The following is a 24,461-nucleotide window of genomic DNA, read 5'->3' on the forward strand; positions in this document are numbered from 1 at the left end:
TGACTCGGCGCCTAGTCCAACCCGGCCGCGAGCGCGGCAATGCCGCGCTGCCACAGGCCGGTCAGGTGGTCGATGTCGGAGCGTTCGAACACCGCGTCACTCCAGCGCCAGTTGCCGATCAGTTGGGTGCCCTCGGCTGTCACGCCGACAAACACACTGAGGTTCAACGCAAAACGCAGGGGCAGATCCGGCTCCGGATCAATCGGAAGCGCGTCGAGGTAGGGCCCGGTCAGCAGCGACCACGGTTGATCGGCGACGCCGCCGAGGTCCAGGCGCCCCAGATAGCTGAACTGGATCTGCGGATCGACCGCGTCCACCAGTTCGGCAACGCCGTCCACGTACCGAAGCAAGCCGTAGTCCAAACCGTCGTTCGGGATCGCTTCGAGGTGGCTGACGACGGAATGGACCAGGTCCTGGGCGGCCACCGGATCCCGCTCGGCCTGCTCGATATCCACCGCCGCCGCGCCCGCGCCGAGGCGCACCGGGAATGCGTTGGTGAACCAGCCGACGGTGTTGGTGGTGTCGGTATCGAGTACGGCATCAGCGCGCCCGTGGCCCTCCAACGCGACCAGGACCCCCGCCGCCGGATCCTGAGCACGGACCCGACGCCAGCTTGCCACCGCCATCGCTGTTGCGGCCAGCAATAGTTCGCGCACGCCTTGGTCGCGTCTGACCGCGCCCAGCACCCTCTCCGTGACATCGACCGGAATGGCTGCCCGCGTGAGTTGCAGCGTGGACCAGGTATCGCGAGTCGGGTCCGGGTAGCGCAGGCCCAACGCCGGATCGGGTTCGCGCACCAGGGCCGCCCAGTAGTCGCGCTGGTCCTGTACTTGCGGCGCCGAAGCCCGGTGCCACATCAGCTCGCACCACCAGCGGTAGGAGGTGAACTCCGGCAATATCTTCGGTGGCGTGCCCGCCTGCAGCGAGCGCCACGCCGCGGCGAGGTCGCCCAGCATGATGTGCCAGGACACCACATCCACGGCCAGGTGATGAGCGGTGAGCAGCAACATATTCGCCGGGTCAGCCCGATGTTCGGTGCCGCGGAACCAGATGGCGCGCACCATCGCACCGGCGGATGGGTCGATCTGGTCGGTCACGACCCGCGCGGCGTGCGCGACGGCCGAGGCCAGTTCGTCATCGGAGCCTTCGGGCAACCTGATACGGGTCAGCACGTCTTCGGCACGCACCGCCGCGGGCTCGCGAGTGACCAGCCGCGGCCCCTCTGGGGTTTCGGTCAAAATTGACCGCAAGGTGTCGTGTCCATCGAGCAGCAGCTGCAGCATCAGTTCGATGGACGAGCGGTCGATGCCCGAGGGTAGCCGCAGCAACACGGTGTGGGTGAATCGGCGGTAGTTGCCGTATTCATAGAGCCAGGACACCATCGGCAGCGGCAGCACCGCACCGTAGTCGGCGTCGGCCGGGGCGTCCTGCGAGTCCACCGCGGCATCGATTGCGGCACCGAGTTGGCGAATCGTCGTAGCGGTCAACACCATCCGCGGGTCCACTCGAAGTCCCTGCCGTCTCGCCTTGTGGACCAACGAAATTGCCACGATGCTGTCCATACCGAACAGGAACAGATCATCATCGATGTGCGGAACAGCGTTGAGCTGCTCTTCGAACAGTTCGCACAACACGCGTTCGGTGTCAGTCGACGCCGATACCGCTGTGCCCCCGGAGACACTCGTCAATGCGTCTTCGGCCAGCCGATCCAATGCGTGACCATCCAGCTTGCCGTTGGCATTCACCGGCAGCCGCGGAAGCGTCACGATACGCGCTGGAACCATGTAGGACGGCAGGCGCTCGGTGAGACCGGCGCGCAGCTTGATCAGGTCCTCGTGCATATTGTCCTGCCACACAACGAAACCGACCAGGCTGGTGCGGTCCTGCTGACGCAGGACCGAAACCGCCGCGTCATGCACGCCGGGCTGGCCGCGCAGTGCCGCCTCGATCTCGCCGACCTCGACGCGATAGCCGCGGATCTTGACCTGGGTGTCGGCGCGGCCCACGTAGGCGTAGCCACCATGGGACAACCGGCGCACCAAGTCCCCGGTCCGATACATGCGCTGACCCGGACGCAGCGGGTCGGCCACGAAGCGAGCAGCCGTCATCCCAGGTCTGCCAACATAGCCCCGGGCCAGCTGCGCCCCCGACAGGTAGAGCTCCCCCACCACGCCGTCGGGCACCATCCGCAGCGCCGAATCGAAGACGTAACCGAAAGTCCCCGCGTTGGCAGTACCGATCGTCGGTTTCCGATAGTCCTTGACCGCGGCGACCACCGCCTCAACCGTCATCTCGGTCGGCCCGTAGCAGTTGTAGACCGCCATCTGCGATAGCCCACGAAGCTGATCCCACAGCCCGGTGTTGATCGCCTCGCCGCCCAGGGCAAGAACCGAGAGGTTGTGATCCAACAACCCGGCGGCACTTAGCTGGACGAACATTGACGGGGTGGTGTCGATCATGTCGATCTGACCGATCGCGATGCCTTCCACCAGGCGATCCGCGTCGCGCATCTCATCGGCGTCGAACAGATGGATCTCATGCCCGTCGAGCAGGCCGACCATGGGCTGCCACGAGGCGTCAAAACTCAGCGACCAGGCGTGAGCGATGCGCAACGGCCGGCCCAGGCGGGCGCGGGCTGCCCGGTATACGCGCTCGGCGTGGTCAGCGAAATAGCTCAACACCGCGGCGTTGGTACCGACGACACCCTTGGGTTCACCGGTTGATCCGGAGGTGAAGATGACATAGGCGGACTGTTCCGGTCGACGGTCGACGGTGGGCGCGGCAGCGCTGCGCCGCGAAATACTGTCCACCGCGGCGGGATCATCGAGCGCCAAGGTCGGCACGGCGTTGCCGACCAGCTGCGAATAGTCGGCTTCGGTGATGGCTAACGCTGGGCTAGCCTGACGCACAATAGATTCGACGCGCGCACTGGGAAGGGTGACGTCTACGGGTAGATAGGCCCCACCGGCGGCCAGCACCCCCAGAATCGCGACGATGGATCGCTCCGAGCGTGGCAACACCAGCGCCACAACCGTTTCCGGGCCGACTCCGTGCTCGGCTAGCTCCCCCGCCAGCCGGCAGGCCCGCGCGTGCAGTTCGGCATAGGTATGGCGCACACCACCCGCGGCAGTCAGGGCGACGGCATCCGGTGTGGTTTGCACCTGACGCTCGAACATTTCCCACACCGTCGTATCGAAGGTGGGCGCCGACCTCGCGGCAAGGAGGCCATGTGCCTTCAGCTCGGCCGCGGTCCGAATGTCCAGGTCGTCGGGAGTGCCGTCGCCGATATCGGGAAGTTGACGCAGCACGGTCAGCATTCGCTCGCCAATTTCGGCGGCCGGAAGATACGGCAGCGCCTCGGCTATGGCCTCGATCAGCACCAGCAACTCGTCCTCGCGCAGGTGCGAGACCACGGTCAGCGGGTAGTGCGTCAGGCTTTCCATCTCCACGGGAAGGAACTGGGCGCCGTCGGGTGTGGTGGCCGGGCGGATGGCGTCGTCGATCGGCGCATTCTCGAACACGAACAGGGAGTCGAAGAGGGGGCCGCGGCCATGTTCGCGTTGGATTTCCGACAAGCTCAGGTAACTGACGTCGCGCATCGCCGATGACTGGCGCTGCACCTGAGTGCATTGCGCCACCACAGCTTCCGTACCACTCACGTAGTGGACGACCGGTACGGCGTTGATGAACAGCCCGACCATGGTCTCCACCCCGGGCAGCTGGTCAGGACGGCCGGAGACAACGGTGCCGAACACGACATCACGACGGTCCGTCAGCCTGCTCAGCACGACTGCCCAGGCGAAAAGCACCGCGGTGTTCAGCGTGAGGCCATGGCGCCCCGCCCACTGTCGCAGGCGCGCAGTGTCGGCCGCCGGCAACAACAATTCCGTTTTCCCCGGCTTGCTCTGCCCCGCCGTGGCCTCATAAGCCACCATGAGCGGTTCGGACACCCCGCGCAGATAGTCCATCCAGCCGGCAAGCGCGGCCGACCTGTCCTGTTTGGCGAGCCAGACGATGTAGTCGCGGTAGGGGCGCGCGGCCGGAAGCGCGTCGGCCGCTCCCCCCGCTCGGTACACCGCGAGCAGTTCGGTGAAGAACACCGCAAGTGACCAACCGTCCACCAGGATGTGGTGAGCGGTGAAGATCATCCGGCGCTTGGTCTCGCCAGGAACGCTGAGCACCACCACCCGCAGTGCCGGTCCACGGCTGAGATCAAACGGACGGCGTCGCTCCGAGCGTGCGATGGAGTCAAATTCCGCCGGTGTCGCCACCCGCTCGGACCACGGCAGCACGGCATGGACGGGCACAATCTGCACCGGCTTGGGCACATCACGATCCCAGAAGGCGGCGCGCAGATTGGGATGGCGGTCCAGCATGGCTTGCGCGCTGCGACGGAGCAATTCGAGGTCAACCGGTCCGTCGATATCGACCACGAACTGCATGCTGTAGAGGTCGACGCCGTCCTCGGCCAGCTGGTGTAACGCGAACAGCCCCTCCTGCAGCGGGCTGAGGGCAAGGACGTCCTCGATCTGTGGGGCAGCCGCGGTCACGATGCGCTTCCCTGCTGCAGCCAGGATGCGCTCAGCTTGGCCAATGCATCGGGAGCCAAGCCGGATGCGCTCATCGGCGTATATTCCTGCGCCGGTGGCGGATCCGCCTCGACCACGGGCTCGCCGTTGGCCGCGTCGACGGCGGCGGCCAGCTCAGCGATGGTCATGTGCTCAAACACCATGGCCGGGGGAAACGGCAGCCCCAGCGCACCGGCTTGAGCCGACCATTTGATGGCGATGATGCTGTCGCCGCCCAACGCGAAGTAGTTCTCGTCGCGATCGATGCCGGTGATCTCGAGCAACTCCTCCAGCATGGCGGTCAGCCGCCGCTCGGTTTCCGCGGATCCAGCGGCGACCGGCTGCGACGCCGCGGGACCGGCCGGCAGCGGTGGGGCCAGCAGCTTTGCCAAGTCAGCGCTGGGCAGCAGCTGCACCGCCGACAGTGGGAGGTCCGGTGTTGTTGCGAACGCAGCGAGTGCGGCGTCCAATGCATCGGCGATCAGCGCAACCGTCACGGGTTGGTAGAGGTCGGCGTTGGCGATGACCTGCACGTCGAGTTCTCCACTCGGTGTCACGCTCATCCCAATGGCCAGAAAGAGCAGGGCGACTTCGAAGTTCACCGGAAGTGGCACAACCGTGGTTTCGCCCCTTCCGGTGAGATCGCGCGGGACCAGCGCCCAGTCCTCGCCCCGGAAGTTGAGCATGTTCTGGAACAACGGATTGCGCGACAGCGCGCGTGGTGGGTTGAGAGCCTCCACCAACCGCTCGATGGGAAGCTCCTGGTGTGCCAACGCATCGAGCACCGTGTCGCGACTGCCGACGAGTATGGAGCGCAGCGTCGGATCACCGGATAGGTCGGTGCGCAGCACCACGACGTTGGCGAACAGACCGACCAGCTGCGCGGTGGCCGGTTCCACCCGGGCGGCCACCGGGCTGCCCAGCGCGATGTCGGTGCCGCCGCCGAGCTTGTGCAGGACGACGGCCAGAGCGGCCTGATAGAGCATGAACTCGGTCGCGCCGTTGCGCTCGGCGAGTTGGGTAAGTGCAGAACGACGGGCCGCCGGGACACTGAACTGCACTACCTCGCCGCGCTTGCCGAGCACACGTGGACGCGCGCGGTCAGTTGCCACCGAAATCTCGTCCGGCAGTCCGGCCAACGCATCGCGCCAGTAGTCGAGTTCGGTCTGTCCCCAGTTGGACTCGAACGTGTTTCGTTGCCACACCGCGTAGTCCGCAAACTGGATGGGCAGGATGTCCCACTGCGGCGCGTTGTGTTGCAGTCGGGCCCGGTAGGCAACGATCAGGTCGTCGAAAACAATCTCGAGCGACGCGTGATCGCTGACGATGTGGTGCACGATCAACAACAGCACGTGCGTATCCGGCCCCAGCACCAACAGGTTGGCTTGCAGCAACGGCCCGGACTCCGGGGTGAACACATGCCGGCGTAGCTGAGTCGATACGTCGTCGAACTCGTCCTGGTCGATCGCACGGACCGCTAGCTGCACCGTCCGGCTCGGGTGCACGATCTGATACGGAACGCCTTCGTGCTCATCGAAGTTGGTGCGCAACGCCTCATGGCGGGCCACCACATCGTTGAGTGCCGCGGCGAGTGCGACCGAGTCCAGTGGACCTTCGAAGCGAAGCGCGAGAGGCATGTTGAACTCTTCGCGGGCGCCCTCGATCCGGTACTGAAACCAGGCGGCGAGCTGGGAGTGGGACAGTGGAAGCCACTGTGGCCTGGCCGATTTGACGAATCCGGGGCGGGCCCGTTTCGGATCCAACGGCATGTCGTCGGCGGCCAAGTTATCAAGGTCGAGTTCGAAATCGTTGCGGAACCGTTCCACCAGGCGGGCCGCCAGCCCGGCCGGAGTCGGAGCGTCGAAGATGGTGCGCACAGTCAGGTCCACACCGAACTCGGCCCGAATCTGGGCAACGAGTCGAGCCGCCAGCAGCGAATGGCCGCCCAGCCCGAAGAAGGAGTCTTCGGCGCCGACCCGCTGCCGGCCGAACAGCTGGGCGAAGATCGAACATATCCACCGCTCGGTGGCCGTCTCTGGCTCGCGGTAGCGTCGGGTCGCGATCGGAGTTGGCGCGGGCAATGCCCGCCTGTCGAGTTTGCCGCTCACCGTCATCGGGATCTCTGGGATCACCGCGAACGCGCCGGGCACCATGTACTCCGGCACTGCCGCTGCGGTGTGCGCCCGGATCTCCTCGAGGTCGACCTGGGCCGCCGCCGGCACCAGGTACGCGGCAAGCATGGGTCCGGCCTCGGTTTCTTCCGCGACGACGAGGCAGTGCCGTACCGCTGGATGCGTGGTGATCACGGATTCGACCTCGCCAAGTTCGATGCGGAAGCCGCGGATCTTGACTTGCTCGTCGGCGCGGCCGACGAATTCCAGCTCACCGCAATGGTTGCGGCGAACCAGATCGCCCGTTCGGTACAGCCGCATGCCGGGATTGAACGGGTCGGCGATGAAGCGTTGCGCGGTCAGAGTTGGCCGTCCCAGATATCCACGCGCCAACTGACTGCCGCCCAGATACAGCTCACCGATCACCTGGTCCGGTACCGGATGGAGTTGCTCGTCAAGCACGTATGCGTAGACGTTGCGGTTTGGCACACCAATCGGCACCACTCGGGCACCATGCGAGCCCGTGACCACCATGTGTGTGGAACAGACCACCGCCTCGGTCGGCCCGTAGTGATTGCGCAACTCCGCGTCGAAGTAGCCGGCGAATCTGTCCGCCACCTCACCGGGAAGCGCTTCTCCGCCGACCGGAACGTGGCGCAACTGCCGCCACTGCTGGACCTGGGGCAGCAGTAGCAGGGTGCTCAGCATGGAAGGCACCAGGTGTAACACCGTGACGCCGCGGCGGCTGATCAGATCCGCGACATAGCTGATGTCGCCGAAGGCATCCGGCTTGGGCACGATCAGCTGTGCCCCAAGGAATAACGTGACGAAGATATCCGCCAGCGAAGCATCGAAGCTGACCGACGAGAACTGCAGCCACCGGTCTTCGGCCGTCATGGTCCACTCGGCGACGAAACCCTGCACATGTTCGGCGATCGCGTGATGCGACACCGCCACCCCTTTGGGCCGGCCGGTGGAGCCGGATGTGTAGATCACATAGGCCAAATGCCCAGGGCGCAAGGGCCTTAGCCGGTCGCCATCAGAGAGTGGCAGATCCGAGTTATCGGCCGCGGCCCGCTCGGCCACGTCGAGTTCGGGCCGCCCGATGACCGTCTGCGGACGAGCGTCGGTGATGAGGTAGTCGATGCGCTCGTCGGGGTAGGCGGGATCGATCGGCAAGTAGGCCGCACCGGCCTTGAGCACCGCCAGCATTGCGACGATGAACTCGATCGAGTTGGCCATCCGCAGCCCGATGATGTCCTCAGGCCCGAAGCCTTGGCCGATAAACCAGCGCGCCAAACGATTCGCGCGCCGGTGTAGTTCGCTGTAGGTCAGTTCGGCCTCGTCGGAAACCAATGCCAGCGCTGTGGCCGTCCCGGCTGCCGACGCGGTCGCTTCCAGCAGCTTGACCATCGTGGTGGCAGGCATTTCAACAAGCTCGCCATGCGACTGGGCCAGCACGCTATCGCGTTCGCCAGCGCCGAGGATGTCCAGGCTGGACAGCGGCCGCTCGGGCTCGGCCAGCGCTTTGTCCACCAGCTGTAGGTAATGGGCCAGCATCTGGTCGACCAGCACAGAGCTCAGCTGTTGCTGATACTCGAATTCGACCGAGACATCATCGGGGTCGAGCGCGATCGTCAACGAGAGCGGAAGATGCGCGGCTACCGCACCGAGGCCGAGTTGGCGCACCACGACGCCGTCCAACGCAAGGCCACCGGCGCTCTTGCGCATGCTGAAACCGAGTCGGACCAGCAGGTCCATCCCGTCGCGTCCCATTCGCTCCGGGTTTGCTTCGCGTACCACCCGGTCGATGCCCACCGATTGGTGGGCGAAGCCGGCCAGACAGGTTTCCCGTACCTCGTTGACGAATGAGGTGAAGGTGTCCTGCGACCGTGTCGTGATCCGCAGCAGCAACGTGTTGCCGAAGTATCCGAGGGCACCCGCGGCGGCACCACTGCGTTCGGTGACCGGGACCGAGACCAGAAAATCCGATGCTCCGGTGTAGCGGCGCACCAGCACGCCGTATGCCGCGAGCAACACCATGAACGGTGACGCGGAGCACTTCCTGGCGAATTCCTCGACCCTGCTGAACAGGCCGGCGGGCAGCGGCCGAACTCGACGCTGCGCCCGCCTGCAGGGATTCGCACCGGACACACCGGGAAGCTCCGGCGGTTCCGGCAGCGGACGCAATGTCTCCGCCCAGTAGCCGACGTCGGCCACGCTAGGAGCCGCAGAGTTTTGCAGCACCTCAACGCTGAGGAACTGTGCTGCCGGGTCGTTGATCGGCAGATCGTTGTAGGCGGCGCTGAGCTCGCCGAAGAAGACCTCCCAGGAATCGTCGTCCCAACAGATGTGATGCACGACCAGAAGCAACACCAATTCGTCCGCGCGGGTACGTATCACGGTGATCCGCAGCGGCAACTCGTTGGTCAAGTCGAAGGGACGGCCGAACTCGTCGGCCGCCAGACTCTCGATCTGCTGCTCATGTCCGGCCTCGGGCAGCCGGGTCAGATCCTCACGTCGCCACCCGACCTCAACGTCGTCGGAAAATACCTGGTATGGCTCCCCTTCGGTGTCCACCCCGTAGGTGGTGCGCAAAATGGCATGGCGCGCAACCACATCGTTGACGGCGGTATGCAAGCGGTCCTCGTCCACCAGGCCAGTCAGCCGGTACGCGACGCAGATGTTCAACGTGACGTCATCGGGGTCCATCGTCTGCAGGAACCACATGCGGCGCTGGCCGTCCGACAGACGATAACGTTCTCCCGGGCAGATACGTGGCTGGTCGCTCGACTGCTCCGCCGCCAATCCGCTCTCGGCGATCCGCCGGCGCAACAGTTCCCGGCGGCGATCCTGCAAAGTCCTGACATCATCTGCCATGGTTAGCCTCACTCCTCACCGTCGCTGCGCCGGACCAATCAGAACCTGCGGGCCCCGGCTTCCCCGGTCTGAAATCAAGCGACACGACGCGCATCAAACCAACCCCTCCAACTCGCCAACGCCCGCGCGCTGTCCGGGGACAAGCCCCTGCATGCCGAACAGCCTTCGCCAAACCAGGCTTATGTTAGCCTTCGCTAAGTTGAATGGCTGTTGCGGCCCGTCGCGGCTATCACGGCAAGACAGAGACCGGATCGATCCTGCGCCCCAGGCGCTGATGGCGGGCCATCCGGGCCAGATGGTCGGGAGGTACCTAGTGAACGCGCTTGACCTGCAACAATGTCGCGCCGCGCTGGATCATGAGGCCTTCTCGGGCGAGTTCTCGCTGCGGCGGCTGGACCCCGAGGGCGACCTCGATTTGATGCATTCCTGGATGAACGATCCCGAAGTGGCGCGCTTCTGGCGCAAGCCGTGGCCACGGCCCCAGATCGCCTCGTATCTGTTCGACCAACACTGCAGCGCGCATTCCGTCCCTTATCTCGGCCTGCTAGACGGCGCCCCGATCAGCTATTGGGAGCTCTACCGTGCCGATCTGGATCCGCTCGCCCGCCACTACGCCGCGCGCGAGCACGATGCCGGCCTGCACAGTTTGCTAGGTCCCGCCGAATGCCGGGGACGGCGCCTCGCCGCGGATCTGCTGCGCATCGTCTCGACGTGGCAGCTGGATGCGGATCCGAGCGCAGACCGTGTCATCGCCGAGCCCGACGTCAACAACACCCGAATGATCCGGGCGCTCGAACGTGCCGGGTTCGAGCGCACCGCCGACCTTGATCTACCGGACAAGCGGGCCGCGCTGATGATCCGTGACCGGCAACGCCGATGAGCCCAACCGCGGCGGCACCGAAACCGGCGGTCGGCGAGCTGGAACCGGTGCGCACAACAACGAGAACTTGTCGCAACGAGCGAAGTGGTCGAGTGAGAGGTAGTGCTGCATGGCGCGCAAACTAGGGTGGGTCAGGCAATTCCACGAACCGGATGCCCCCGAAAGCCTTCCGCTGCTCGTCTTTCCGCATGCCGGGGCGGGCGCGTCGGCATATCGCGAGTTCTCGAAGGTCCTCAGCGAGACGTTCAGCGTCATTGTCTTTCAGTACCCGGGGCGCCAAGATCGGGCCGCTGAACCCTCGTGCGCCGCCATTTCCGAGATTGCTGCCGGCGCGTTCAGCGAGTTCGCGGCATCGGAGCACAATCGCGGACTCCCGATCATCACATTCGGTCACAGCATGGGGGCGCTGGTCGCGTTCGAGTTCGTCCGCCTGGCCGAAGCCAACGGTATCGATGTGCGGCACCTCAACGTCTCCGCCGCGGTGGCCCCCTGCAACGCGGCGGCCAAGCCGGCACATCCCAGCGACGACGAAGAAATCCTCAACCATCTGGGCGCGCTCGAGGGCACCGATACGGACGTGTTCAGCAACCGCGAACTCATGAGGCTGGCACTTCCCGTGATCAAGGCCGACTACCACGCTTTTGACACATACTCGTGCGCCGAGGACATCAAGGTGGCGACGCCGATTCACGCCATGGGCGGCGACCAGGACCCTTACATCACACTGGGCGATCTCTACGGGTGGGGCAAGCACACCGATACCGCCAAGGTCACCATGTTCGACGGGGGACACTTCTACTTGCGGTCACACATCGACGCCGTCGCGGCGTTGCTGGCCTCGAGCGCACAGTGCGGGCAGCAAGCATGAGCACCAACGGATCCGCCGGAGCAGCCGACCCGATCGTCATCTCCGGAATGGCCGTCGAGGCACCCGGCGGAATCGACAGCCCGGCTTCTTTGTGGGCAGCGCTTGCCGAATCCAGGGAACTACTGAGTCCCTTTCCCCGCGACCGCGGCTGGCCCGTCGATGATCTGTTGTCGGTATCCGACCTGGAAGGTTGGGGGCAGGTTTGCGATTCCGGCGGATTCCTGGATGGAGCAACCACATTCGACCCTGGCTTCTTCGGTATCAGCGCCCGCGAGGCCATCGTGTTGCATCCCCAGCAACGGGTTGCGATGCGAGTCGCGTGGAAGGCACTGGAGAATTCCGGAATCAACCCCGGCTCGACTGCCGGGGCAGAGGGCGGCTGTTTCGTCGGCATGTCGCCAATGGAGTACGGACCACGGGCATCGGTAGCCGATGCCTACAGCGGTCATCGGATCGCCTCGCTGGGCCAACTGGGGGGCGCCGCCCGAATTTCGCACAGTCTTGGCCTGATCGGTCCTTCGATCAGTGTCGACACGGCGTGCGCCTCGTCATTGTCCGCACTGCACCTGGCCGCCACGGCGGTGCGGGAGGACGAGTGCGAATGGGCGCTTGCCGGCGCCGTGTGCGTGATGGGTTCGCCCGGAGCGTTTTACGAGTTCGCGAGACTCAATGCCCTTTCCGAGGACGGGCATTGCCGCGCCTATTCCGATAACGCCACCGGCACCGTGTGGGGGGAAGGCGCGGGAATGGTTCTCGTCGAGCGGGAATCACGAGCACGGCGAGAGGGCCGGCGAATCTACGGACGTATCGCGGCCATCCGCACCAACCACAACGGTAAAGGTAAGCCAATCTTGGTTCCCCGGGTACGAGCGCAAGAGCAGGTTATTCGCAAGACGCTGGAGGTGGCGGGAATTGATCCGGTCGAGGTCGGAATGATCGAAGGACACGGCACTGCAACGCCTGCCGGCGACCCAGTCGAATTGATCGCGCTGTTCAAGACCTACGGCGCTGCGGGGTCGGAAGCCCTGCTCGGGTCGATCAAGTCCAATGCCGGACACTCGCAGGCGGCATCCGGAATCCTGGCGTTGATCAAGCTGCTGCTGGCCGGCCAACACGGTCAGATTCCGCCAACCCTTTTCGCGGACAACCCAACCAAAACGGTGGACTGGGATCTGACCGGCCTGCGGCTGGCGACGAAACTACATGAGTGGGAGCCCAAACACGGTGTTCGCTACGGTGCCGTGTCTTCGTTCGGTGCGGGCGGCGCCAATGCCCATGCCATCATTTCGATGCCGGCTACCGGAGTCGGACAGTGAGCGCGGCCGCCTACCGCCTGCCGGACGGCACCATTCCCGTCCTGCTCTCGGCGGACACGCCCGAGCTACTGGACAGCGAGGCCACAGCGCTGCGTGACCATGTCGCAGCTCATCCCGACCTCACCCCCGGCCCGATCTCCGCCATGCTGTTTCGGACGCGGGCCGCTCGCCGGCACCGGGCCCTGGCCATGGTCAGGACGCGTGCGGAGTTGATCGACGCCCTGCAGGCGATGATCGACCGATACGAGCATCCCGCCCTGATTCGTACCGACCCGGCGGCCATCCGCCGTCGCATCGGCTATGTCTTTCCCGGGCAGGGAGGCCAGCGCCCCGGTATGGGACAGCTCTTTTACGAATCGGTGCCCGCGTTTCGCGCCGAGGTAGATCGCTGCGCCCAGGCGTTCGAAGCACAATCCTGCGGGTCACCGCGAAACTATCTGCTCGACAAGAATTTTCAGGATGATGGCAGCGCCGGCATCGTCCAGCCGGCGCTGTTCACCCAGATGGCCGCACTGGCGGCGATGTGGCGATCATTCGGCATTGCGCCCAACGTCACCATCGGGCACAGCCAAGGGGAAGTCGCCGCGGCTTACGTTTCCGGCACGATTACCCTCGAGGACGCCGTGCGCGTCATCGGTATCCGCGCCCACGCCGCCGACGAGTTCGCTGCTGCTGACTACGCCATGGCCATCGTCGCCGCCGACCGGGAAACGTGCGAGGACCTACTCGCCCGATGCTCCGGCTGGGCGCAGCTCTCCGTGGTCAATTCCCCACGCATGGTAGGTATTTCGGGTGAACGGGAAACGGTTCAGGGCATCGTGGACACCTTGACCGAGGGCGGCACCTTCGCCCGGGTTATCCGGGTCCGCTATCCCGCACACACCAGCTTGATCCACGACGGTGCCGACAAACTTCGTGCAGCCATCCAAGACCAACTGCAGCACCCAAGTTTTGTCGACACCGACATCGACTGCCTCGGTGCCACTCTCGGCGCGCCCATCACGTCGGAGCTCCCTGTCGGTGACTATTGGTTTTGGAACCTGCGCAACATCGTTCGGTTCGACAAGGCAATCGCCGCCGCCGTGCAACGTGACGTCGAAACGTTCGTCGAACTGGCCGAGCATCCGACGCTGCAGTTGGCGATTCACGAGAATCTGGCCGCCCTGCGCGACGAAGCCGATGACCGCCCCGCCATGGTGATAGGAACCTCCGAACGCACCGCCACCGATCTGGGCGAATTCACCCGCAATCTGGCCCAGCTGGCCGTGCATGACCTGAACTACCCATGGGAGTGTCTGCGCGCCGAGCCGGACGGCGCCCAGGCCTTACCGTTGCTCGACTTTCCCAACACCCGGATGAACGAGATCCGGTTGTGGCTGCCCTATGACGAGGTGCTGCCCCGTCGTCAGCCGCCGTCGGTATCAGTTGCTCCCGCAGCACCGTCGGTCCCCGACGCGACCGCGGACACCACACCGGCGCGTCTGCTGGTCGAAGAATGGGTGCGGCTCTCGCAGCGCTCGCTTACGCCGCCACGGGTCGTCGGGATTGTTGACCCCACCGGAGCCTGCGCCCAGCTCGCCACCGCGATGACTGCCGCGGCCCACCAGGCCGGGGCCACGGCTCGGGTGGTCAATGGCGAAAATGACGGCACCGGAGCGGATGTCAACACACTGGTCATTCTGCTTCCGGAAACACCGAAACTGGATGGCCGCGCCGCCGCCGCCGAGGTCGGAGGATTCTTTTCGAACCGGGCGTGGTGGCCCGGAGTCGACACCGGGGTCACCGACTGCTGGCTGGTGACGGTGGGCGGTGAGGCGGCGACCGCCGCGGATGGGCCGCCAGATCCGGTGCACGCGGCGGCAAGCGCGGGCTTTCGCAGCATCGGCGCCGAACACCCGGGCGTGGGATTCCGCCACCTGGATCTGCCGGCCGGAGCGACGGCCCAAGACTGGGCGCATCCCATTGTGGCGGCGCTGCACACAGCCAACGAACCGGAGCTGGCATATCGCGACGGCGCTTTCTATGCCAAACGGATCGTGGCGGGCGAGGGCGCGGTGGTGCACGGTGCGGGCGCGTGTCCAGAACACGTGCTCATCATCGGCGGGACCGGCAACCTCGGGCTCGAATTCTGCGACCACTTCGCCCACCGCGGCGCACGGAGAATCACTCTGGTGAGCAGATCAGGCGAGTCTGCTGCGGTGGCGGAGCGCCTGGCGCAGCTCCGCTCGGCGACAGCCGCCCAGATCGCTGTCACCCGATGCGACGTGGGTGACCCCGCTGCGGTATCGCGGTTGGCAGCGCAGCACCGGTCCACACCGGCGGATCTGATCATCCATGCCGCCGTGGCTTATGCGTCGGTGGAGTTCTCCGACATCACCACCGATGACGCCGACAATGCGCTCTACGCCAAGGTTGTCGGCATTGGGCAGGTCCTGGACGCTTTCCCCAGGACTGATGGCTGTCGCATCGTTTTGTGCTCTTCGGCACGGGCCACCATCGGTGGTCGCGGACAGGTCATGTACGCCGCGGCCAACCGAATGCTGGACGCGATGGCCCACCGGCTGCGGGCCGAGGGGCTGGACTGCGTCTCCGTGCAGTGGGGCCAGTGGACCGTGCATTTCGATCTCGATGCCTCGAGCATGGCGCAGTTGGCCGCCATCGGTGTGATCCCGATGCCGCCCGCCGAGGCGATCGCGTTGGGAATGCAGCGGCTCGGCCGCAATGCCATCGTCGCGGCATTCAACTTCGATCGCGCCCGCCCGGTACTGGAAACCTTTGGCTACGGCCCGCTGGTATCAGAGCTGCTCTCGCCCGTCAGCGAGACCGCTGCGCCGGCCGAGCCGGCGGACCTACCGGGACGACTCAGCAACCTGCTGGCCGCAGCGATTGGCGCGGAGCGCGCCGAGCGGATCGACACGTCGGTGCCCATGGTCGCGCTCGGACTGGATTCGTTGCAGGCGCTGGAGCTACGCCGGCGCGTCAAGGCCGAGTTTGATCACGAGCTAGAGGTCTCGGATCTGCTCGGCGGGGCGTCGATCGCCGACGTGCTTGCCCAGCTCGGTTCGCGGTGAACGGTTAGTTGCCGGCCATCGCGTCGCGCAGGCTCTTGGGCCGGATGTCGGCCCAGTGCTGCTCGACGTAGGACAGGCAATCGGCGCGCGTGTCCGCGCCGAACGCTACCCGCCAGCCGGCGGGCACATCGGCGAATGTCGGCCACAGGCTGTGCTGTTCCTCGTCATTGATCAGCACATAAAACATGGCGTCTTCGTCATCAAACGGATTGGTACTCATCGCTTCTCCCCTTTGACCGATTGGTCCCAACCGGTGCGGGCGCTAGGCCGAGTTCGGCACTGAGGATGCGGTCGGACAGCAGACCCAGACAACTCAGATTCGGAAATCCCGGACCTTCGTTGAGGCCGGCCAGATTCGGCAGGAACATTTTCGGGGCAACGCCGGACACAGCCAGATCGGCACCGATGGATTCCTCGAGCCGCTGACAGGTCAGCGGCGCCTGCAGCCCCAGCTCCAGCAAGTCCACCGCATCCTGACTCAGCAACGATAGAAACCACAACGGGTCGGCGCCGGAACCGTCGATGACGAGGTCGAAGTCATGCAAGGTCTCGCGGGGTTCACCGCAGCAGTCGGTGGACAGCGTGAGCCAGATTCGGTTGTCGCGGTTGACCGCACGAGCAACCCGCCCGCGCATATGCCGGATTCGCTCGTCGGTGAGCAGGGATTCCTGTACGCGCGCCGAGAACACCCCACGGTCGGTGCGAGCGATGCAGTCGCGCCGTTCCGACAGGGCCAGATTGCGCCACCCGGCGGGATCGGAGAACAGAGAGTTTTCGAAGAAGCCCTCACCGCGGGTGAACAGGGTCGCCTGCGGCGAGAAGGCCGTGATCGCCGAAACCCGATGATGAAACAGCTCATTGAGGATTGATGCGGCGGTCTCGCCACCGCCGATGACCGCGACGCGTTCGGCAACAATCCGCTCATGTTGTGCCGCGCGGTGCCAGAACTGGGCAATCGACAGCACCCGCGGATCGTGGGCAAGGATCGATCTTTCCGGCTGGCCAGGCCCGGTGAACATCACCATGTCTGCGGTCAGACTCGAGTCGGCCGTATGCACCACCCAGCGAGAATCGTCGACCGACAGCTGAACTACCTCGCCACCAACGACTTCCAGACCAGCCCGGTCGGCAACCCAGCGCAAGTACTGCGCCCACGTGTCGTGGGCCGGCGACGGCCTGCCCCGGTCCACCCAGCCGACAAATTGGTCGGTGTCGACCAGAAAAGACTGCCAGCTAAACCGAATCATCCGCTCGTCGATTTCGGCGTTGCGGCCCGGCCACAGCGCCGACCGATAGGGGAAACCGACGTCCTTTTCGGGGCTGGTACCCAGCCGCTGCCGGCCGTCGGTCCAGCCGCCGCCGGCTCGCCAGTTCGCGGCCACCCCGGTTGACTCGATGGCAACCAGGTCAGGAACCTCGACGCCCATCTCGCGTAGCACCGCCGCCTTCGCGGCCACCGCCGCCGCCTTCGCGCCGGCCCCGACAATCGCGAGCGTGGCGCTCATGCGGCGCCCAGCAATCGCACATGGCCGCGGGAGCACGTTGGGTAATAGCGCTGCCATTTCCAGTTCGCCAGCATCCCGGCGAGGGTGGCGCCGCCCACCAGCCACCTCCCATCCTTAGCCCAGGCTGTCCTAACTTCGAGTACGCTACCCTATGGTCCGAGGGGTGGGAAACGCACGCCCCAAGGGGAGTCGCCGAGTGCCTGTTACATCCGCCCAGCCGCCTCGACCGGGGCCGGTGGCCGGGTTCATTCCGTACCCACCCGAACGAGTGGCCAGCTACCGCGCCGCCGGTTATTGGACCGGTCGCAGCATCGGCTCGCTGTTGCGGCAAGCGGCCGCACGCTGGCCTGACCGAGTGGGTGTGGTCGACGCCGGCGCCAGCCATACGTTCTGCGAACTGGACAAACTGGCCGATCGAGCCGCCGCGGGCTTCGTTTCGCTGGGCATCGCACCGGGCGACCGGGTGCTGCTGCAGTTACCCAATTCGTGCCGGTTCGCGGTCGCCTTGTTCGGCCTGTTGCGCGCCGGAGCCATCCCGGTGATGTGCCTGCCCGGACACCGGCTGGCAGAACTGCACCACTTCGCCGAGGTCAGCGGTGCGGTGGGTTTGATCGTCGCGCAGCACGCCGGCGGCTTCGACTACCGGTCGATGGCCGAGCGGTTGGTCGCCGCTCACCCCCAGTTGCGCCACGTCATCATCGACGGCGAGTCCGGGCCCTTTCTGCCGTGGTCGTCGCTGTCCGAAGGCGCCACACCCGACATCGATGTCGACACCACATCGCCCGCCTTGTTACTCGTCTCAGGTGGCACCACCGGCACTCCGAAACTGATCCCCCGAACACACGACGACTACGTCTACAACGCCACCGCGAGTGCGCAGTTGTGCCGGCTGACCGCTGACGACGTGTACCTCGTGTCGCTGCCGGCGGCGCACAACTTCCCGTTGGCATGTCCGGGCATACTCGGCTCGATGGCCGTCGGCGCCACCATCGTTTTCAGCACCGACCCCAGCCCGGAGGCCGCCTTCACCTTGATCGAGCGCCACGGCGTCACCGTCACGGCGCTGGTACCCGCGCTGGCCAAACTGTGGACCCAGGCCTGTGATTGGGAGCCGGTAACCCCGAAGTCTTTGCGGCTATTGCAAGTTGGTGGCTCCAGATTGGAGCCCGAGGATGCTCGCCAGGCACGAGAGGCATTGACCCCGGGGCTGCAACAGGTCTTCGGGATGGCCGAAGGACTGCTGAACTTCACCCGCCTCGAAGATCCGCCGGACCTCCTCGAGCACACCCAGGGCCGGCCCCTGTGCTCCGCTGACGAATTGCGCATTGTCGACGGCGCGGGCGCGCCGGTGGCTCCCGGCGCAGAGGGCGAGCTACTGGTGCGCGGTCCCTACACCATCAACGGCTACTTCTGCGCCGACCGAGACAACGAGCGCTGCTTCGATCCAGCCGGCTTCTATCGCAGCGGCGACTTGGTCCGACTCCGCGACGACGGCTACCTGCAGGTCACCGGGCGCGTCAAAGACGTCATCTGCCGCTGCGGTGAGACCATCTCGGCCCAGGACCTCGAAGAACAGTTGCTCAGCCACCCGGCGATCCGCTCGGCCGCGGCGGTGCCACTGCCGGACCCGGATATGGGCGAGCTGATCTGCGCTGCAATTGTTTTCGCGGGGCCACCGCAGACGCCGCAGACCTTGTCGGGACTCAATGACTATCTCGAGCAGCGTGGCGTGGCCGCACATATCCGCATCGATCGGCTGGTCGCGATGCCGTCGCTGCCGACCACACCGGTGGGAAAGATCGACAAGAAGGCGATCGCGAGCCAGATCCTGACAACCACGGTGACCTGAGCAGGGCAATCACGTCCGCCACGCCGCCATGCGGGTCCGCCGAGCCGACATAGCCGACCGACAAAAAGTGACATTGACTAATGTCACCATTTGGTATTGACTGCATTTTATGACGGACGTCGTTCCGGTCCGCGGGTCATTGCGGTCCCGCACCGCGGTAGCGGTGAGCTCGATAATGATGCCGCCCATCACCGCGGCAATACCGCCGGAGCGCGCCTGGGGAATCTGGATGACGCGCCAGGTCATCGCGCGGCTGATGGGCACGCTCGGCCCATCACTGTCGGGCACCCACGTGAAACCGGTGAACTCTGTTCTGCCAGACGGGCGCCGGGTCGTCGGCGAATGGGTCCACGGGCCGCACCTGCCGACCGGGCCCGCACCGAATCGCAGCGGCGCAATCTATTTCGTGCACGGCAGCGGCTACACCATGTGTTCACCCCGGACGCACCGGCGCCTGACGGCTTGGCTGTCCTCACTCACCGGGCTGCCGGTGTTCAGCGTCGACTACCGATTGGCGCCACGACACCGCTTCCCCACCGCCGCCGACGACGTGCGGGCCGGGTGGGACTGGCTGCCGGGCGCATGCGGCTTGTCGCCGGAACGCATGGTCGTGGTGGCCGATTCGGCGGGCGGTCACCTATCGGTTGATTTGCTCTTGCAGCCCGACGTCGCCGCCCGGCCGCCGGCCTCACTGGTGCTGTTCTCACCGCTGATCGACCTGACCTTCGGGCTCTCGGCCGCACGCGAACGGACGAAGCCCGATCCCGCCGTCCGCGCGGCCACCGCGGCGCGCGTGGTCGGCCTCTACCACGCCGGGATCGATCCCACCCATCACCGCCTCAGCCTCGACGTCGCGGGCGGATCGCCACTTCCCAGCACGCTGATCCAGGCCGGCGCGGCCGAGATGCTGGAGGCGGATGCGCGTCAGCTGGCCGCCGACATTCGCACTGCCGGTGGCCGCTGCGAACTGCAGGTCTGGCCCGATCAGATGCACGTATTCCAGGCACTGCCGCGGATGACTCCGGAGGCCGCCAAAGCCATGGCCTACGCCTCCGCGTTCATCGCAGGCTCATTGCAGGACAACGCTACTGCCGAGGCGGTCTGACATGTTGGGTCCCTTGGACAAGCTGCTGGGCAAGTCCCGAAAGACCAGCCACGATGCCCTGGCGGTGGTCACCGGAGCGGGCAGCGGAATCGGCGCCGCATTCGCGCTCGAACTCGGTCGCAGCGGTAGCGCGGTAGTTTGCAGCGACATCGACGAAGTGGCCGCCCAGAACACGGTCGCAGCGCTGACCGAGGCGGGCGCCAGAGCCATCTCGATCGGCTGCGACGTCTCACGCATCGAAGACGTGACGGCGCTGGCCGAACGCTCACAAGCCTGGTTCGATGGACCGCCGACATTGGTGATCAACAACGCCGGCGTCGGTGCTGGCGGCGCGGGTATCGGCGAAATCCCCCTTGATGATTGGTTATGGACCCTGGGCATCAATCTCTGGGGCCCGATCCATGGCTGCCATGTTTTCACCCCCATCCTGCGGGAGGCCGGACGGGCGGTCGGCCCGCGGGGCATCATCAACGTCGCCTCGGCCGCCGCATTCGGCGCGGCTCCGGGCATGGCCGCCTATAACGTCAGCAAGGCTGGGGTGCTCTCACTATCGGAAACCCTGGCCGCCGAACTATCCGGCACCGGCATCAATGTCACCGTGCTGTGCCCGACCTTCGTCAAGACCAACATCGTCGAGTCCGGTCGCATCAGCGAGCAGTCCAGCGAGGTCGTCACCAAACTCATTCGCTGGACCGGATTTTCGCCCGACAAGGTGGCACGCATCTGTCTGGACGCCAACGACCGCGGCGATCTGTACTGCATGCCCCAGCTGGACGCCAAGATCGGGTGGAACATCAAGCGGATGACGCCCGGCACATACACCAGGGCGGCCGGTCTGATTTTGCGGGCGACGATGCGCTAAGAGCCCGTTTCACCAACGGAAGGAGCTTCTGGTGACGATCGACATGGAAGCTATGCTCGCCAAGATCAAGGATCGTCAGTGGGCGCTCGCCGACATCGACTGGGAAGCACCGGGCGCCGATACCATTCGGCCCGAATTCCGGCCCAAGCTCAAGGCATTCATGGCGGACCTGTGCTGGATCGAGAACATCGGGGCGCGCGGCTTCGCCGCGCTGGCCAAGAAAGCCCCCGACCCGACAATCGCGGAAATCTACCGGTATTTTCACGCCGAAGAACAGCGCCACGCCAACGCCGAGCTAGCCCTGATGAAGCGCTGGGGCATGCTCGACGAGGGCGAACTTCCCAAACCCAACGTCAACATCCGGTTGGCTATCGAATGGCTGGACACCTACTCGGATGGCATGCCGCTGTCCGTGCTGGGCACCGTGATTCCGATGCTCGAAGTGGCGCTCGACGGGGCGCTGTTGAAGTTCCTCCTCGATAGCGTCGAAGATCCGGTGTGCCACCAGGTGTTCGAGACGATCAACAACGACGAATCCCGGCACATCGCCGTGGATTTCGAGGTGCTCGACATGATCGGGCACGCCACGGCGCGCCGGCTGGCGATCGAGTTCATCGGCAATATCGCCTCGCCGGGACTGATCATCGGCGCACTCATGTACATACCGCTGCTCAACCGGGTGCGCAATGAGATGGCCGGCATGGGCATGGAACCGGAGCGGTTGTACAACGCGGTCAAGCGCTTCAGACAACTCGGCGAGCGCAGCGCGAAAACACCACGGGTTCCGGCGTACCGCGTCCTCAAGCGCCATGCCGCCATGGTGGTCAACCCGAGCCACCCCTATCACCTACTGGCCAACTCCATGGTGTGGCTGTCGGACTACTACCCCAAGCCCTTGTTGAAGCCGATACCCAGCTGGTTCAAAGAACTCACCCATCGGCCAGCGGCGTGACCATGGCGCCCGATCACGCCTACGCGACGCTGATTGTGGGAGCGGGCCTCACCGGACTGGGTGCGGCAATCCGACTCGCCGAGGCCGGTTTGAGCAACCCCGATGAGGTGGTGATTCTGGAGCGCGGCGACCGGGTCGGCGGAACCTGGCGCGACACCACCTATCCGGGCGCCAGCTGCGACATACCCTCACTGCTGTACTCGTTCTCGTTCGTCCGCAACCCCAAGTGGTCACGCACCTACTCCCCCGCCGCGGAGATCTACCGGCACATCGAGGCCATGGTGAACCGGTTCGGTATCGGTGATCGCATCCGGTTCGGCCAACGAGTCACTGGCCTCACATTCAACCAAGACACCGGCATCTGGACCGCGACAACGCAGGCGGGCGAAAGGTTTCGGGCCCGGACCGTCATCCTGGCTTCCGGTCCGCTCTCCGATGTCAGCTTCCCCGACATCCGGGGCCTGGATCGCTATGAAGGTCACAAGATCCACAGCGCGCGCTGGGACCACGACTACGACTTCAGCGGCAAGCGAGTCGCCGTTGCACGGCACCGGAGCCAGCGCCGTGCAAATCGTCCCGGAACTGGTGAATCAGGCCGGCTTCGTCAAGGTCTTCCAGCGCACCCCCTGTTGGGTCTTGCCACGGCTCGACGTCGCCACGCCACCCGCCGTGCAGGCCTTGTTCACCAAAGTCCCCGCTGCTCAACAACTCGCGCGACAAGCCCTGTTCTGGGGCCACGAGGCCACCGCGGGCGCGTTGGTGTGGAACACTCCGCTGACGTCGCTGGTGGCGTTACTGGGCCAGGCCCATCTTCGCGGTCAGGTCAAAGACCGGTGGTTACGCCGCCAACTGACGCCGGACTTCCGCCCGGGCTGCAAGCGCATGCTGGTTTCCAGCGACTACTATCCCGCGCTGCAACGCCCGAACTGCAAACTCATCGACTGGCCGATCGCGACGCTGAGCCCGGTTGGCATCCGGACCAGCGATGGTCTAGAGCATCACCTGGACTGCATCGTGTTCGCGACCGGCTACGACGTCCATCTGACGGGACCTCCCTTCCCGGTCACCGGCATCGGCGGCCGGTCGCTGGCCGATGAATGGGCCCACGGCGCACAGGCTTACAAGAGCATCAACGCACACGGATATCCCAATCTGTTCTTCATGACCGGACCGAACTCCGGGCCCGGGCACAATTCGTTGCTGGTGTACATCGAAGGCCAACTCGACTACGCGGTGCGCGCCATCACCACGATCCTCGACGAACGCCTGCGCTATCTCGATGTGCGTGCAGACGTCCAGCGCCGCTACAACGAGCGAATCCAGCGTCGGCTTGCCAAGACGACGTGGATGTCGGGTTGCCGCAGTTGGTATCTCACCAAAGAGGGGTTCAACGGGTCGATGTTTCCCGGGTTTGCCACCGAGTACCTTTGCCAAATGCGGGATTTCCGCTACGGCCACTACCATGCGGTCGCCCAAGACGCCGGCAGCCTGGTGACCTCGACGGCATGATCCCCAACGGTGACATGACCAACGACCGATCGGCGCGACCCGACCCCGGCACCATAGCCAGCGTGCTGCACAACGTGCGGCGCGCGCCGAAACGTGTCCGGCGCCAATCGCGGGAGCTTGGCGAGTTCATCGAAGCCGCTGTGACACAACTTTTCGATGCGGCCGTCCGGCACCCCAATGGTGGCGCGGCCTCAGGTGAATACCGGATCGACGAACTGGCCAGACTGGCCGGCACCACCACCCGCAACATCCGGGTGTACCGAGACCGCGGCCTGCTGCCCCCGCCGCTGCGGGTCGGCCGAATCGCGTTGTTCAACGACACCCATCTGACCCGGCTTCGGCTCATCACGTCCATGCTCGACCGGGGGTACAACATCGCACATGTTCGAGAGATGCTTAGCGCCTGGGAGGAAGGCAGAAACCTCGGCGACGTCCTGGGCTTGGAGACGGCCATCGTCGGCAGCTGGACCACCGAGAAACCGCAAGCCATGCCACTTGCCCAGGCTCAGCGGCGCGTCGACGATCCACTGGCATTCGAACGGCTGGTGGCGCTGCGACTGATCCGCATCGACGGCACCCAGGCGATCATTGCCCGCCCCAAACTCATTGACGCATTCAACGAGGTACGGGGCTATGGCATCAGCATGGACAAACTCATCGACCTGCACGAGCAGATCCTTCCCAAGGTCGACGAGATCAGCGACCTGCTGGTGCGAGCCGGCGCCGAGCATGTTGTGGATCGGATCAAGCCGGGCGAGCCGCTGCCCGGTGACGCCGAGATCGCCGAGCTGATCACCATGCTGATCCGGTTCCGGACCCAAGCCGTCGCATCGATCACCGCGACGCTGGCGTCCTCGATCGAATCAACCATCGAGTCACTGGTCAGCCGCCTACTCTCGGACTACATCGAGCAATCCTCGGAGGCCCAACCCGCCCTGCGGCGCCAGCAGGCACCGTGAGCCACCGATGCCGGGCCAACCGGCTC

General features: G+C 65.4%; 13 protein-coding genes and 1 pseudogene. 10 read left to right on the forward strand and 4 right to left on the reverse strand.

Translation table 11 applies throughout. From position 1 onward, the window contains the following. Positions 1–11 precede the first annotated feature (11 nt). Entirely contained in the window at positions 12–4,550 is a 4,539-nt protein-coding gene (locus CKW46_RS21075) for a non-ribosomal peptide synthetase (RefSeq protein ID WP_482052352.1), read from the reverse strand. After that, positions 4,547–9,559: a non-ribosomal peptide synthetase gene (locus tag CKW46_RS21080; RefSeq protein ID WP_482052353.1), complete on the reverse strand. Its 5,013-nt coding sequence runs from the start codon at positions 9,557–9,559 to the stop codon at positions 4,547–4,549. Before CKW46_RS21080 ends, CKW46_RS21075 begins: the two co-directional genes overlap by 4 nt. A 313-nt stretch (positions 9,560–9,872) precedes the next feature. On the opposite strand from CKW46_RS21080, the gene CKW46_RS21085 reads away from it, so the two are divergent. From CKW46_RS21085 to nbtC, 4 genes are all read left to right on the forward strand, one after another. Continuing rightward, positions 9,873–10,439, forward strand: coding sequence for a GNAT family N-acetyltransferase (locus CKW46_RS21085; RefSeq protein ID WP_020725936.1), 567 nt, complete (start codon positions 9,873–9,875; stop codon positions 10,437–10,439). 109 nt (positions 10,440–10,548) lie between these two features. Next, positions 10,549–11,307, forward strand: a complete 759-nt coding sequence (locus CKW46_RS21090) for a thioesterase II family protein (protein WP_117436170.1) — start codon at positions 10,549–10,551, stop codon at positions 11,305–11,307. Further along, entirely contained in the window at positions 11,304–12,623 is a 1,320-nt protein-coding gene (locus CKW46_RS21095; protein ID WP_015356484.1) for a beta-ketoacyl [acyl carrier protein] synthase domain-containing protein, read from the forward strand. Before CKW46_RS21090 ends, CKW46_RS21095 begins: the two co-directional genes overlap by 4 nt. Beyond that, positions 12,620–15,694 carry a nocobactin polyketide synthase NbtC gene (gene nbtC, locus CKW46_RS21100; protein WP_482052354.1) on the forward strand — a complete coding sequence of 1,025 codons (3,075 nt, stop codon included), beginning with the start codon at positions 12,620–12,622 and terminating at the stop codon, positions 15,692–15,694. The genes CKW46_RS21095 and nbtC overlap by 4 nt, the downstream gene beginning before the upstream one ends. Positions 15,695–15,698: 4 nt before the next feature. Here the strand turns inward: nbtC and CKW46_RS21105 are convergent, their stop codons facing one another. Continuing rightward, entirely contained in the window at positions 15,699–15,914 is a 216-nt protein-coding gene (locus tag CKW46_RS21105; RefSeq protein ID WP_011741377.1) for an MbtH family protein, read from the reverse strand. Further along, the gene (gene mbtG / locus CKW46_RS21110; RefSeq protein ID WP_482052355.1) at positions 15,895–17,199 is read right to left on the reverse strand and encodes an NADPH-dependent L-lysine N(6)-monooxygenase MbtG; all 1,305 of its coding nucleotides are present in this window, start codon (positions 17,197–17,199) and stop codon (positions 15,895–15,897) included. The genes CKW46_RS21105 and mbtG overlap by 20 nt, the downstream gene beginning before the upstream one ends. A 235-nt stretch (positions 17,200–17,434) precedes the next feature. On the opposite strand from mbtG, the gene CKW46_RS21115 reads away from it, so the two are divergent. The 6 genes and pseudogenes from CKW46_RS21115 to CKW46_RS21140 all read left to right on the forward strand — a co-directional run bounded on the left by CKW46_RS21115 (position 17,435) and on the right by CKW46_RS21140 (position 24,435). Continuing rightward, positions 17,435–19,048, forward strand: coding sequence for a (2,3-dihydroxybenzoyl)adenylate synthase (locus CKW46_RS21115; RefSeq protein WP_482053455.1), 1,614 nt, complete (start codon positions 17,435–17,437; stop codon positions 19,046–19,048). 109 nt (positions 19,049–19,157) lie between these two features. Beyond that, the gene (locus tag CKW46_RS21120) at positions 19,158–20,153 is read left to right on the forward strand and encodes an alpha/beta hydrolase (RefSeq protein ID WP_020725941.1); all 996 of its coding nucleotides are present in this window, start codon (positions 19,158–19,160) and stop codon (positions 20,151–20,153) included. A gap of 1 nt (position 20,154) precedes the next feature. Then, the gene (locus CKW46_RS21125; protein WP_117436176.1) at positions 20,155–21,015 is read left to right on the forward strand and encodes an SDR family NAD(P)-dependent oxidoreductase; all 861 of its coding nucleotides are present in this window, start codon (positions 20,155–20,157) and stop codon (positions 21,013–21,015) included. Positions 21,016–21,046: 31 nt separating this feature from the next. Continuing rightward, on the forward strand, positions 21,047–21,967 hold the full coding sequence (locus CKW46_RS21130; RefSeq protein ID WP_482052356.1) for a ferritin-like domain-containing protein: 921 nt from the start codon (positions 21,047–21,049) through the stop codon (positions 21,965–21,967). Then, positions 21,964–23,476: pseudogene (locus CKW46_RS21135) on the forward strand (flavin-containing monooxygenase). Before CKW46_RS21130 ends, CKW46_RS21135 begins: the two are co-directional and overlap by 4 nt. Then, complete coding sequence (locus CKW46_RS21140; protein ID WP_015356492.1) at positions 23,473–24,435, forward strand: MerR family transcriptional regulator; 963 nt, start codon at positions 23,473–23,475, stop codon at positions 24,433–24,435. The pseudogene CKW46_RS21135 and the gene CKW46_RS21140 overlap by 4 nt, the downstream one beginning before the upstream one ends. Positions 24,436–24,461: the final 26 nt, after the last annotated feature.

Origin of the sequence: Mycobacterium liflandii (assembly GCF_022354805.1) — a bacterium.
In the GTDB taxonomy this organism is placed as follows: Bacteria; Actinomycetota; Actinomycetes; order Mycobacteriales; family Mycobacteriaceae; genus Mycobacterium; species Mycobacterium marinum.

Excerpts from the sequence above, each read along its gene's own strand:
- CKW46_RS21105 (WP_011741377.1), bottom strand. The coding sequence starts at position 15,914 with ATGAGTACCAATCCGTTTGATGACGAAGACGCCATGTTTTATGTGCTG.
- CKW46_RS21140 (WP_015356492.1), top strand. The coding sequence starts at position 23,473 with ATGATCCCCAACGGTGACATGACCAACGACCGATCGGCGCGACCCGAC.
- CKW46_RS21090 (WP_117436170.1), top strand. The coding sequence starts at position 10,549 with ATGGCGCGCAAACTAGGGTGGGTCAGGCAATTCCACGAACCGGATGCC.
- CKW46_RS21120 (WP_020725941.1), top strand. The coding sequence starts at position 19,158 with ATGACGGACGTCGTTCCGGTCCGCGGGTCATTGCGGTCCCGCACCGCG.
- CKW46_RS21125 (WP_117436176.1), top strand. The coding sequence starts at position 20,155 with ATGTTGGGTCCCTTGGACAAGCTGCTGGGCAAGTCCCGAAAGACCAGC.
- mbtG (WP_482052355.1), bottom strand. The coding sequence starts at position 17,199 with ATGAGCGCCACGCTCGCGATTGTCGGGGCCGGCGCGAAGGCGGCGGCG.
- CKW46_RS21080 (WP_482052353.1), bottom strand. The coding sequence starts at position 9,559 with ATGGCAGATGATGTCAGGACTTTGCAGGATCGCCGCCGGGAACTGTTG.
- CKW46_RS21095 (WP_015356484.1), top strand. The coding sequence starts at position 11,304 with ATGAGCACCAACGGATCCGCCGGAGCAGCCGACCCGATCGTCATCTCC.